A 12,543-nucleotide genomic window follows, 5' to 3' on the forward strand; every position below is an offset into this window, starting at 1 on the left:
GTGTTTAATGCTTATGTGCGCGTCTGGGATCTACCCACGTCTTCAAGTTCTCTCCCAACATGGCAAAAGCCCGAACCAACAGAAGCAAGCACAAGCCAGGGAACAACGCCAGCCACCACATGCCGGAAGATAAATACCTCATAGATTCGGATAAAATAATGCCAATCGCCGGCTCATGCGGGGAAAGTCCCATCCCTATGAAGGTAACGGCAGCTTCGTGCAAAATAGCATGCGGAACGATGAGAATAAGCCCGACCAAAAGCTGGGGCAGCAGATGCGGGATAATATGCCTTGTCGCAATCCACCAACTGGATTTTCCGAAATTACGCGATATGGAAACATACGGTGCGAAGCGGATCTGCATCACCTCAGCACGTATGACCCTTGTTAAAGCAGGCCAATGCGTTAGTGCGACACCGATGATAATACCTTTAGCCCCCCCACCTACAACAAAAGCAATCAAGAGGAGCGTTACAAGATGCGGGACGCTGAGAAATAAGTCCGTCAGCCAGCTCACTAGTCGATTCACGGTTTTTCCCATAACGGCTGCCGCAAGCCCCATAATCCCCGCTATGATGACGCTTGAAGCTCCAGCAACAACACCGACCCTAAGGCTAAGCGCCAATCCTTTGATCGTGCGTGTTAACATATCTCTTCCTAACCAGTCCGTCCCAAAAGGATGCGCGACTGACGGCGCGAAATTACGCTGGTTCAAGCTGGTAGACAAGCCTGAGGAATCCATTCCTACAGACATAGCGAAAATGATAAGTAAGAAGAGCACAGCAGCAGCCGAAGTTAACGCAAGCCTGTGACGATCATGCAGCCATTTCATGGTTTACCGCCTTCTTTCATTCTGGGATCAATCAGGCGATAACTCATATCAGCCATTGCATTTCCTGAATACACGAACACAGCGCTGAATAAAACAATGCCTAGCAAAAGCGGAACATCGCCTCGTAGCCCTGCTTCCACCGCCGCCTGCCCGAGCCCAGGATACGAAAATACCTGCTCAGCAAGAACCGCTCCGCCAAACAACTCACTAAATGAAGCAAATTGCAGCGTGATTGCGGGTAAAGCCACATTCCGAAGCCCATGTCTCCAAAAAATTTGAAAACCCCGCTCCCCTCTCGCTCTTGCAAATATCCAATAGTCTTTGTTTGTAAGATCAACCAGTTTTTCTCGCGTATGCAAAGCGATTGCTGCAACTCCGGTTACACTGAGTGTCAATGCGGGCAGCAGCATATGGCGGATACGATCTAGCAGGTTCACTTCCTCTGAAGTAACCCCGGCAGGAACAGCCAGACCAACAGGCAGCCATCCCAACCATACCGCAAAAACGAGCATAAACAGCAAGCCAATCCAAAAAGTAGGCGTCGAGGATAGCGTGTAACAATACCAGCGAATCAGACGATCGATCCAAGTATTCCGATTCATAGCAGCTAGAACACCGGAAACAAATCCGATGATGCCGGAAAGTACCCAAGCAATCCCCATCAGCGCAAGAGAGGCAGCAAATCTTTCGCCAATCACTTCGAGCACAGGCCCTCGATAGATCATTGACGTTCCTAAATCACCGCTTGCCACAGCGCACAACCAATTCCAATACCATGTTACCGGCGGTTCATTGAGTCCCCAGTACTGCATGATCAGTTCTCTCTGTTCAGCGCTTACCTTCATCATATCGGCACCAACATAAGCCTGAACCGGATCAATTGGTGAGAAGTGAACTAATAGAAAAGAAATAGCGCTCACGGCAAGCAAAAGACAAATCAACCCTAGTCCTTTTCGTAAAAGGAAGGGAACCAGCATTCGGCTGACCCTTGTCAAGTTAGAGGATTCCCGCTTTATGACTTCCATTGCCATTCCTCAATGTTATCCGTTACCGGCCAGCCATGTCCGTGCGGATGGATTTTTTGCTTGCCGATATCAAGTCCTGTTCTCACCAAGTACAGATGATCCAGATTAATCAACCATGCCCAGGGTGCATCGCCTAACGTGCTTAATCCGGTTTCGCCATCCCACTGCGCCTTTTTCCAAAAGCCCCATGCCTCTTTTTCGTTCGTTGCTTTTAAAGCTTGACTCATATAGCCTTCAACCTTCGAGTTGCTGTAGTACCCCGGGTTATAATAGTCCACTCCTCCATATTTACTGCTATATACGTTATACATCTCCAAGGGATCTTGACTTCCCCATCCAAAAAGAACAGGGTTCGCGTGCATTTGTTTCTCGAGCTCATCCCAGCTTTTACCTTCGGCTTTCACTTGAATGCCCAGAGGCTTTAACATATCTGCCGATGCTATGGCGAGCGATTGACGCGTGACATCACTGGCAGGATAAAGCAGATTGATTACTGCTTTCAGTGTTCCTTTTTCAACAATGCCATCATTGTCGGTGTCTTTCCATCCGTTATCTGCGAGCATTTTCTTCGCTGCATTCATATCCGCGTCAGCAAAAACAGCTTCAGGATTAAACCAAGGAAGTCCATCATTTAACGTGTAAGCGGGAGTTCCGTGGCCTTCTAGAACGCCTTGAACCAAAGCTTTTCTATCTAGCGCTAGATTAATTGCCTTACGAATCGCAACATCCGCAGTGACATCGTTGCCGATCGGGTAACCGTCTTTCGTTTTCTCTCCGGATTTCACATAAGGAAACATGATGCCCCGATTGTCCACGGTTGCTGCTGTTTGTAACTCCATACCGTTCACGGTTTGCTTGCTAAAAGCCGCAGGAATCGCCGCCATATCCACCGTTCCGGCTTTGGCTGCTGCAAAAGCGGCATCCTCCCCTAGGAAAAGGAAGGTGATTTTTTCGAAAAACGGCTTTTTCCCATAGTAATCTTGGTTCAATTCGACAATCAGCTGCTGTCCTTTATCCCATTGGACCCATTTGTATGGACCGGAGCCAATCGGTTTGTTGGCGTAATCCTTGCCATGGGCATGCTTGGGGACAATACCGGTTGCAACAAGCATCTGCGTAAACGTCGATTGCGGTTCTTTCAGTGTGAACTTGACCGTTGTCTCGTCAGGAGCTTCTGCATGTTTGACATTGCTCAGATCAATGGCAGATCCGCTCGACGCAGCGGTTTGATAGGTATATACGACATCAGCTGACGTTAACGGTTGACCATCGCTGAACTTGATATCTTTGCGCAGCTTCACGGTCCAGATCAAGCCATCCGGGCTAACCTCATAACCCGTGGCGAGATCATTTGTAATATTCAAATTGCTGTCACGCTTAAGCAGTGTACTTTGGAAAAGCGGCGAACCGTATCGCCCCCACCCCGTCGTTGGATCAAAACCGGCTTCAGGCTCTCCGCCAATAGCTAGAACGAGCTCTTTCTTGCTTGCCTCTGCCAACGGTTTTGGTTTCTCCACCGAACAGCCGCTAATCCAAATCATGGTGACGATCAAAATCAAAAAAATGACTAGTCGATGTTTCATTTTTATTTCCACCTTTCAATGTTCACGTGTGCAGTAGCACGATTAATTGAAATGGTAGCACAAAAATGACGACTAGTCATTATTCATTTCATCGAAATCACATACGCCACTCCACAATTTCCCGAAAATGAGCCGGAATCCGGCCGATTTCGTAGCAAAAGGGAACTGGCGTCCTTTATTTTTGGGGAAGCTGAGCTGTTTGCTATCCGAGCGGAACTACAGGCTCTTATTTGTCCACCACGGTGCATTTTTCAGCTGAAAATTGGCCAAATAGCGGAACGTAGTTCCCATTCCCCGTGGCACTGGTGCTTTTTCACTGAAATAGCAGACCCTAGTTTCCTCCAAAACTATGCTTCTATAGCATCCTCGAATTCCGTCACTGTATTTGGCAGGCGATCATCAAATTGATGCCAATCGCTGAGCATCTCATCATCGGTCAATAAACAACCATCCAGCGAAGCCGTAATATCAGCCCGATCCATCTCTATCCCAATAAAGACGACCTTATTCATTCGATCCCCGTAAGTGGCATCCCAATGCGAGATCTGGTCCGCTTCCTCCTCAAGAATAGCGTCTCTTTCCTCTTCCGGAAGCGCCGCTATCCAATATCCTGCAGGACCGAATCGAACAGATGGACCTGCTTGGCTCAAATTCTGGGCATGATCGTTCCGGGTAGCGAGCCACATGATCCCTTTGGCTCTTACAATCTCTGCAGGCCAATCTGCCATCCAGCTCATCAGCCGCGAAGGCTCGAAGGGCCGCGCTCTTTCGTACACAAAGGAAGAAATCCCATATTCCTCGGTTTCGGGAGTATGCGCTTCCTTCGCCAGCTCCTTCATCCAACCTGCAGACGTGCTAGCCGCTTCAAAATCAAAAAGATGCGTATTCAGAATATCCGCTGGCGCCACCTGCCCATGAACAGAGCGAATAAACCTTGCTCTTGGCTGCAGCACACGAAGAACGCCTTCCAGCTCATTCAGCTCCTCTTCTTCCAGCATGTCGCATTTATTCATAATGAGCACATCGCAGAATTCGATTTGATCGATCAGCAGATCCACCACTTCTCTTGTGTCGTCATCCCCAACGGCCTGACTGCGTTCCAGCAGCGTTTCGCCTGAAGAATAGTCCGTCCAGAACCGGTAAGCATCTACAACCGTCACCATGCTGTCCAACCGACAAAACCGGGAGAGATCTATCCCCTGTTCCTCATCAATATAGGTAAAGGTTTGCGCCACTGGCAGCGGTTCGCCGACACCGGTTGACTCAATCAGGATATAGTCAAATGTATGATCTTTGGCCAGCCGTTCCACTTCCCTCAGCAAATCGTCCCGCAACGTGCAGCAGATGCAGCCATTGGACATTTCAACCAGACTTTCATTCGTCCGAGATAGTCCATTCCCCTCACGAATAAGCCCGGCATCGATATTCACTTCGCTTAAATCATTGACAATAACAGCAACTTTCAAGCCATCCCGATTATGTAAAACATGATTCAACAAAGTGGTCTTACCGGCTCCCAAGTACCCGCTCAAAACTGTAACTGTTATTTTATGATCTGACATATTCATTCTCCATTCCTATTCATTTAAAGCTTTCTTGAGTGCTTCCAGGTTTTTGGTCATGATCGCGAGATAATCCAAATTTTGCTTCTTATCATCGTCCGTCAAGCCCTCTAATGGATTCAGCACATCCGTTTTCGCATTGATTTCTTTGGAAATCGTTTGGGCGACTTTCGGATCGACCAATGTTTCAAAGAAAATCGTTTTGACTTGATTTTGTTTGGCAAAATCAATGATTTCGGCCATTTTAGCCGGTGATGGCTCTTCTTCCGGCGAGAGTCCCGCGATTGGCACCTGCGTCAACCCATATTCTTTGGCCAAATAACCGAATGCGGCGTGCTGTGTCACGAAATCTTTCTGTTTCACATTGTTGAGCCCCGTACGGAAGGACTCATCTAAGGCTTTGAGCTTTGCAATAAAAGCATCGGCATTCCTCCGATAGTCCTCTTTGTGCGCAGGATCCGCTTGGGTCAACCCAGCCACAATGGCCTCCACCTCTTTCTGAGCGAGGGCAGGGCTTAGCCACACATGCGGATCAAGGATTTTACCGTCAGCAGACTCCTTGTGTTCGTCCTTGTGTTCATCTTTGTGCTCTTCTTCTTCTTCCGGCAGTCCTTCCATCAATGCAATGCCTTGGCTGGCTTCCACAACAACCCGCTTCGAATTGCCTGCGCTCGCAAGCGCCTGTTCAGCCCAACCTTCGACGATCCCGTTGAACACGAACACATCGGCATCGCTCACTTTCTTCATATCTTTGGCGCTCGGCTCCCAATCATGCGGCTCGCTACCCGCAGGTATTAAAGCGATAACGTCTGCATGCTCCCCAGCTACTTGCTTGGTAAATTCATACATCGGATAAAAGGTGGTGACGACGTTAAGTTTCCCGGTGCCCGAGGACTGGGCTGCGCAACCTGATAAAATGAGTGTTGATAAAGCAGTGAATACGAGTGATTTTGCCATCCATGAATTTTTCATTGTCGTTAATTCCTCCAAATAGATGTGAAATGATAAGCATCAAGCAGACTCCTGTGAAGATGGAAGCAGAGCGCTGAATGCCGCTTGTTCGGCTTGAAGATTTTTTCGGCTGCTGACTTTGCTGAACTTGATGATTAACTTTTTGATGCTTAAGCCGGTGATTAAGACGATTAATAAAAAAATCGCAATGGTTCCGCCAGGCGGGGTGCTTAATTCATAGGAAGCTGTAAGGCCTGAAAAAACACCAACCAAACCAATCCCCATGGCGATAAAAAGGGATGAAACAAAGCTGGGCGCAATCCGGATTGCCAATGCCGCTGGAAGTATAATAAGCGCGGATACGAGGAGCACGCCGACAATCGGCATGGCAGCGGCCACGATCATGCCCGTCACAACACTAAAGCCAAGGGAGATCCACCTTACAGGCAATCCATTCGTTTTCGCGGTATCTTCATCGAACGTAATTTGATACAACGGCCGGCGAAATACAAAGAAGAAGAGACCGCCTATGCAGGCTGCGATGGACATGAACAGCAGCTCGATTTCATTGACGGCAACGACGGAACCGAACAAATAAGCGGAAAAGCCCTTATTTATGCTTGGATTAAGGCTCATGATGATGACAGCGGAAGACAAGCCGCCAACCATGATGATCGCAACTGAGATCTCACTATAGGATTTATAGGACCTTCTCACATATTCAACAGCGATCGCCCCCAAAGTTGCCACAACGAATCCGGATAAAGTAGGGTTGATATGCAAGTAAGCACCTCCCGCTACGCCCGCCAAGGAGACATGCGAGAGCATATCCGCCATAAGCGCTTGTCTTCGAAGCATCAGATACACTCCTAGAATGGAACCTATGATCGCGATTAACCCACCGGCACAAAATGCCCGCTGCATGAAGTCGTAGTGCAGCATTTCCATCCGCCATCCTCCTTTCTTTCCAGTTCAATGATGCGATTGAGATAAGGGGCTGCTTCTTCAAGATTATGCGTCACCATAATGACTGTGCGTCCGTGAGCTTTGACTTGATGATGCATAAGTTGATAAAACCCGCACCGGCTATCTTGATCCATTCCTGTCGTAGGCTCATCTAGCACAAGCAGATCCGGCTCCTGCGCGAGAGCTCTGGCGATGCATATCCGCTGCTTCTGTCCGCCGGAGAGTTCTCCTATTTTGCGCTTCCGCAAATCCCACATGCCCACCTGCCGCAGCGTAATCTCCGTCAAGCGGTCATCTTCTTTCAACAGCTTCCTGAACCAGGAGCTGCTCGCGTATCTGCCTGAACGGACAAACTCCAGGATTGTGCTTGGGAATCCGCTATTAAACGCCGAGATTTGCTGTGATACATAGCCCACTTTCAGCTTTCTGCCCTCTTCATTCGCTGTCGATAAGAACACCTTCCCCTTCCATGGCTCAAGCAAGCCTAACATGAGCTTAAGCAAGGTAGACTTCGCTGCGCCATTAGGGCCTGTAACCGCAACAAACTCACCGGATTGAATCTCAACATTCGCATCTTGTATACAGGGAATATCGTTATAGCCGAACTCCACCGCTTTCAAAGAAGCCACTAACATACGTGCAATCCTCCCTACATGTAAAAATTACGAATAAACATTAATAAAAAAAGATGCACCTGCTTATACATGTAAAAGTGATGACAACCGAATCATTAAATCGTAATTTTTACTATTACTCCGACAAATATAGCCTGTTAAAAAGACGTTGTCAACACCGAAATCACCAGATGCCTATCTTCTTGTTTTTTATTTAAAAGCTTATCTTGCAGCTATCCCTTATTTGTACTACAATCTAATTCGTAAACATTACACTTAAAAGAGAAGGGAACCTCCTTATGAATAAAGTACCCGTGATCATACTGAGTGGATTTCTAGGCAGCGGCAAGACGACTCTGCTTCTTCGCATGCTCCGAGAAGCTGCCGCCTATCACCTCTTGCCAGCAGTTCTAATGAATGAATTAGGGAAACAGGATGTCGATGGACATCTGCTGTTGGACGTTTCTCCACACCTTCCTCTGGCGAAACTGCTGGATGGCTGCATTTGCTGCACCAAAAAAAGCGATATCCAAGATTCGCTCAAACAACTAGTAGCACGTATGCCGGATGTCATTCTCATCGAGTTGACCGGTGTCGCTAACCCCGAAGAAATCGTCGATGCTATAACAGAACCGGCACTGCTGCCTCATATAAAACTTCATACTGTCATCACAGTTCTTGACGCCGAGCATGTACTTGATTACAACAGTATTTTTGCTTCAGATCGCGAGCTCGTTCATACGCTTAGAAGACAGATCGAAGTTGCCGACCTTCTTCTACTGAACAAAATCGATCTCATCTCAGACAAGCAGCTGAAGTCTATCGAGAAAACGGTTCGCAAGTTCAACAGTCAAGCTTTGTTGCTGCCTACGACATTCAGTCAACTGGATTTAGAGCCGCTTTTCGGCAACCTCCCATCCAGACAATCGCAACCCCGGGCCACACCTAATTTGAGTAAAAGTATAAACATGCGCGTAGTCAAAGCTGCACAAGAACCTCGCACGGCTTCCAAGCACACCGCTTCTTTCTCACGTATTCAAACACTCGCCATTTCAATTGGACATGATGTTGTGCTAAATCAAAGTCTTGTGGAGCATTACTTGGGAAAATGGGGCAAATCGCTGCTTCGCGCCAAAGGCTATTTACGAATTGGCACCAAACGCGAAACTTTCCTGCTGCAGTTTGCAGGCAAACGTACGACTTGGCAACCTGCTGCCTATCAAGAAGCTCCTTATCTGGTTCTCATAGGGCTTGATTTGGACGTGCAATTGATCGAGGATGACTGGAAAAAATGGCTGAATGACTCTCAAACGAGATAACAGGAAGGAGCCTTTTCTAATGCCGAACACCGTATTTCGAGTGAGTATGCATCTCATGACCGCCCTCATCTTCCTCCTTCTCGTCCTCATCTTTTGGAACAAAGATGTCTCGCTGCCGGTAATCCTGCAAACGGAGTCTATGCAAGCATTTAAAACTATTTTTATAAGTATCCTGTTAGAGGCCATTCCTTTCATATTGGTAGGTGTATTGCTTTCATCGCTGCTGCAAACCTTTGTATCCGAACAAACCATTCGTCGCTTTATTCCAAAGAACCCTATCCTCGGCATTTTATTTGCCTGCTTGCTGGGTATCCTTTTCCCCATGTGCGAATGCGGTATGATCCCTGTCGTACGTAGGCTTATTCTCAAAGGAATGCCTGTTTACATAGCCGTTGTTTTCATCCTGACCGGTCCGATTATTAACCCGATTGTGTTTGCAGCCACCTTCATGGCCTTCCGAAATCACCCTGCTATCGCCTATTCCCGCATAGGACTAGCTTTTGCCGCCGCTGTTATCATAGGCCTTATCCTCTATCGATTTGTCAAAAGCAATCCACTGCGCAACAGCCGCGCTAACTTCTCAAATCAAGCTGATTGGGAAGGCCATTCGCATCAAGGGGGAGGCTTCACAAGCAAAATAAACACCTTTTTCGTACATGCCTCTGATGAATTTTTCGAAATGGGCAAATATTTGATCTTCGGTTCCCTGCTTACAGCTCTGATTCAAATCTTTATGCAGCGCGAAAGCCTCCTGGCGATTGGTCAAGGCCCGATCAGTTCCCATGTGTTTATGATGGGATTTGCCTACATTCTTTCGCTATGCTCGACCTCGGACGCCTTCGTCGCTTCCTCTTTTCAGACTTCGTTCACGTCCGGATCTCTACTTACCTTCATGGTATTTGGGCCCATGCTGGATTTCAAAAGCACGCTCATGCTGCTTTCCATTTTTAAATCTAAATTTGTCCTTCTGCTTTCGATCTTGATTGTCATTACGGTTCTCAGCTGCTCGCTGCTCGCCCAACATTTCTTATAAAATTAGCTTCCAAGGAGGAATAAAATTGAGTCAAGCTCGCATCATCAGTTTTCATTATTTCTTACGCACAGCAATTTTGTTGGGATTCTCAAGCTATATTGTAGTCCTTTCCAAAGCGAATGCCCTTACTTATTACATTGCGCCGCGCATGATGATCTATGTGAAAATAGCTTCCGTTGTCCTGTACATCATTGCTTGTTTTCAAGGCTACATGGCCTTACGCGCCTACTGGGGAAATCCTGTCACCTGTGAATGCGAACAGCCCGTTTCCCGCTCCGTTTTACGGAATACGCTGGCGTACGGGCTTTTGATAATACCGTTGTTCATCGGTTTTGGGCTGCCGGATACGGCATTGAGCAGTACAATGGTCGCTGCCAAAGGGATGAATCTCTCGGCTTCCAAATCGAGTCTTACGAAGACTGCGGCGGCACCAACGACAGGGAGTACAGGGACAACAGGGTCAACAACATCGAAAGCAACGACAGAGACAGCGACAAAAGCGACGGATCCAGCCCCTGCAGCGGCTCCCTCCATTCCGAGCACGGAGATGCCAGCTCCCGCAAACACGGATGCGGACTTGCAGAAATTATTTCAAGCGGATAAGGAGTGGGACGAAGACTTTTCCAAAATCGGCATGATCCTTTATAAAAAAGATACCATCGTCGTGAAACCCGAAATTTATATGGAGATCCTCTCCTCGATCGACTTATTCAAAAATAATTTTATCGGTAAAAAAATTGAACTCACCGGCTTCGTTTATCGGGAAGACAATATGGCCAGCAACCAGTTTGTCGTTGGCCGCTTTGCGGTTAGCTGTTGTTCCGCGGATGCGACTCCTTACGGCGTTATGATTGACTTCCCAACTGCGGCAACTTACGCCAAGGACATGTGGGTCAAGGTCACGGGGACTGTTCAAAACGGCAGCTACAATGGCAATGATATTTTCATCATCAAGGCCACGCAAATTGATAAAATGGCAGCGCCCAGCTCGCCGTATGTTTATCCTAATTTTGAACCGCTCAAGGAGCTTCAATAAGTGATCTTGCTCCGCCCATCGAGGAGCTTCATTGAGCAATCTTGTCCTGGCCATCGAGGAGCTTCAATGAGCGAACTTGCCTTGCCCGGTTTTTAGGGGAACTCCTGTCCCTTATTTGACCCAAAAGCGCGATTCTGCGAGTTGGCGGAGAACTACAGGGTCTTATTTCGCCCCAATCCCCCAAGTTTCCGCCAGCAACGGCGAAATAGTGAACCACAGTTCCCTTGGCAGAATCAAATCGACAGTTCTGAGCAAAATAGCGCCCTCTAGTTCCCTTCCCCTGCTAATTATCCGGCACAACTCCGCTCTGGCGAGCAATACTTATGCACTACCGTCGATTTCCCAACGCGCGCGCTAAACATCGGCACGCATTGGGAAGTCGGCGTATGCCTGCGGTCGCGCTAGTTTGATCCGACAAGCCAAATTCACCAATTGTACCTTGACAATCTGCCCCATAATGCATAGAATTAGACTCGAAAATGATAATCATTCTCATAAAAATCATCTTCATCAGGGGGTACAGAGATCAATGTTACGAAGAAATGTCCAGATGTTTCGCAATTTCAGGAGTATGGCGCTAATCCTTATCACAGCCTGTGTGTTCATTGTGGCAGGTTGCGGTCAACAAGCACCAACTTCCCAAACCACAGATAAGGCAGCAGCAAGTAATTCGCCTGCACCTTCACCGTCCGCTCAACCGAGCAGTTCTGCAGAGTACACCGTAAAACACGCCATGGGTGAAACGAAAATAACAGGAACACCTAAGAAAGTCGTCGTTCTGACGAACGAAGGAACAGAGGCCGTTTTAAGCCTAGGTATCAAACCTGTCGGAGCTGTAAAATCTTTTACAAGTACGGGTGACTGGTACGAGCATATTAAAGCTGACATGCAAGGTGTTACAGTCGTAGGTGACGAAAATCAGCCCAATTTGGAACTGATTGCTTCCCTGAAACCTGATCTCATCATCGGCAATAAATTGCGCCAAGAGAAGGTCTATCAGCAATTGTCCGCTATCGCGCCAACTGTATTTTCCGAAAAGCTTATGGGCGACTGGCAAATTAACTATCGTGTGTACGCGGAAGCTTTGAACAAAAAGGCCGAAGGCGATAAAATCATCGGTGATTTTGAAAATCGCATTACGGCTTTCAAACAAAAAGCTGGGGACAAACTCAATACCAAAGTATCCATCGTTCGCTTCATGCCAGGTAAAGTTCGGATTTATATGAAAGATACATTCTCTGGCGTTATCTTGAAAAAACTCGGCTTCCAGCGTCCAGCACCGCAAGATCAAGAAAAATTCGCTGATGATGTGCAAAAAGAACGAATTCCGGATATGAATGGCGACGTGCTTTTCTATTTCACCTATGAGAATGATAAAGGCGAAGGCAGCAAAATTGAGCAGGAGTGGCTAAACGACCCTCTATGGAAAAATTTAGATGTAGTCCAAAAAGGTCATGTTCAACAAGTTAGCGACGCCATTTGGAATACAGCCGGTGGCATTAAAGCGGCTAATTTACTGCTTGATGACCTGGAAAAGTATTTTCTTAAAAAGTAAGGAAATGAAAAAAGAAGCCGGATCATAGATCCCAGCTTCTTTTTTTGTTGCGTTTGATGTGGCAGTA

General features: G+C 47.4%; 11 protein-coding genes. 4 read left to right on the forward strand and 7 right to left on the reverse strand.

Annotated elements, in window-relative coordinates:
• Positions 1-4: 4 nt before the first annotated feature.
• From PCH02S_RS22600 to PCH02S_RS22630, 7 genes are all read right to left on the reverse strand, one after another.
• Entirely contained in the window at positions 5-832 is an 828-nt protein-coding gene (locus PCH02S_RS22600; protein WP_127456304.1) for an ABC transporter permease, read from the reverse strand.
• The gene (locus tag PCH02S_RS22605) at positions 829-1,857 is read right to left on the reverse strand and encodes an ABC transporter permease (protein ID WP_407670117.1); all 1,029 of its coding nucleotides are present in this window, start codon (positions 1,855-1,857) and stop codon (positions 829-831) included. Before PCH02S_RS22605 ends, PCH02S_RS22600 begins: the two co-directional genes overlap by 4 nt.
• Positions 1,845-3,440: an ABC transporter substrate-binding protein gene (locus PCH02S_RS22610; protein WP_127456305.1), complete on the reverse strand. Its 1,596-nt coding sequence runs from the start codon at positions 3,438-3,440 to the stop codon at positions 1,845-1,847. Before PCH02S_RS22610 ends, PCH02S_RS22605 begins: the two co-directional genes overlap by 13 nt.
• A gap of 347 nt (positions 3,441-3,787) precedes the next feature.
• Positions 3,788-5,008, reverse strand: coding sequence for a GTP-binding protein (locus PCH02S_RS22615; RefSeq protein WP_127456306.1), 1,221 nt, complete (start codon positions 5,006-5,008; stop codon positions 3,788-3,790).
• Positions 5,009-5,017: 9 nt separating this feature from the next.
• Positions 5,018-5,974, reverse strand: a complete 957-nt coding sequence (locus PCH02S_RS22620) for a metal ABC transporter substrate-binding protein (protein WP_127456307.1) — start codon at positions 5,972-5,974, stop codon at positions 5,018-5,020.
• Between the two features lie 39 nt (positions 5,975-6,013).
• Positions 6,014-6,901: a metal ABC transporter permease gene (locus PCH02S_RS22625; protein WP_127456309.1), complete on the reverse strand. Its 888-nt coding sequence runs from the start codon at positions 6,899-6,901 to the stop codon at positions 6,014-6,016.
• Positions 6,847-7,554: a metal ABC transporter ATP-binding protein gene (locus PCH02S_RS22630; protein WP_127456311.1), complete on the reverse strand. Its 708-nt coding sequence runs from the start codon at positions 7,552-7,554 to the stop codon at positions 6,847-6,849. Before PCH02S_RS22630 ends, PCH02S_RS22625 begins: the two co-directional genes overlap by 55 nt.
• 278 nt (positions 7,555-7,832) lie before the next feature.
• On the opposite strand from PCH02S_RS22630, the gene PCH02S_RS22635 reads away from it, so the two are divergent.
• From PCH02S_RS22635 to PCH02S_RS22650, 4 genes are all read left to right on the forward strand, one after another.
• Entirely contained in the window at positions 7,833-8,852 is a 1,020-nt protein-coding gene (locus PCH02S_RS22635) for a CobW family GTP-binding protein (RefSeq protein WP_127456313.1), read from the forward strand.
• 19 nt (positions 8,853-8,871) lie between these two features.
• Positions 8,872-9,885 carry a permease gene (locus PCH02S_RS22640; protein ID WP_127456314.1) on the forward strand — a complete coding sequence of 338 codons (1,014 nt, stop codon included), beginning with the start codon at positions 8,872-8,874 and terminating at the stop codon, positions 9,883-9,885.
• A 25-nt stretch (positions 9,886-9,910) separates the two neighbouring features.
• Positions 9,911-10,921 carry a TIGR03943 family putative permease subunit gene (locus PCH02S_RS22645; protein ID WP_164819696.1) on the forward strand — a complete coding sequence of 337 codons (1,011 nt, stop codon included), beginning with the start codon at positions 9,911-9,913 and terminating at the stop codon, positions 10,919-10,921.
• A gap of 529 nt (positions 10,922-11,450) precedes the next feature.
• On the forward strand, positions 11,451-12,476 hold the full coding sequence (locus tag PCH02S_RS22650) for an ABC transporter substrate-binding protein (protein ID WP_246069214.1): 1,026 nt from the start codon (positions 11,451-11,453) through the stop codon (positions 12,474-12,476).
• Positions 12,477-12,543: the final 67 nt, after the last annotated feature.

This window comes from Paenibacillus chondroitinus NBRC 15376, assembly GCF_004000765.1.
Lineage (GTDB): Bacteria > Bacillota > Bacilli > Paenibacillales > NBRC-103111 > Paenibacillus_E > Paenibacillus_E chondroitinus.

Bases quoted from the DNA above. Each gene is read 5' to 3' on its own strand.
- PCH02S_RS22600 (WP_127456304.1), bottom strand. From the start codon at position 832: ATGAAATGGCTGCATGATCGTCACAGGCTTGCGTTAACTTCGGCTGCT.
- PCH02S_RS22605 (WP_407670117.1), bottom strand. From the start codon at position 1,857: ATGGAAGTCATAAAGCGGGAATCCTCTAACTTGACAAGGGTCAGCCGA.
- PCH02S_RS22610 (WP_127456305.1), bottom strand. From the start codon at position 3,440: ATGAAACATCGACTAGTCATTTTTTTGATTTTGATCGTCACCATGATT.
- PCH02S_RS22615 (WP_127456306.1), bottom strand. From the start codon at position 5,008: ATGAATATGTCAGATCATAAAATAACAGTTACAGTTTTGAGCGGGTAC.
- PCH02S_RS22620 (WP_127456307.1), bottom strand. From the start codon at position 5,974: ATGAAAAATTCATGGATGGCAAAATCACTCGTATTCACTGCTTTATCA.
- PCH02S_RS22625 (WP_127456309.1), bottom strand. From the start codon at position 6,901: ATGGAAATGCTGCACTACGACTTCATGCAGCGGGCATTTTGTGCCGGT.
- PCH02S_RS22630 (WP_127456311.1), bottom strand. From the start codon at position 7,554: ATGTTAGTGGCTTCTTTGAAAGCGGTGGAGTTCGGCTATAACGATATT.
- PCH02S_RS22635 (WP_127456313.1), top strand. From the start codon at position 7,833: ATGAATAAAGTACCCGTGATCATACTGAGTGGATTTCTAGGCAGCGGC.
- PCH02S_RS22640 (WP_127456314.1), top strand. From the start codon at position 8,872: ATGCCGAACACCGTATTTCGAGTGAGTATGCATCTCATGACCGCCCTC.
- PCH02S_RS22650 (WP_246069214.1), top strand. From the start codon at position 11,451: ATGTTACGAAGAAATGTCCAGATGTTTCGCAATTTCAGGAGTATGGCG.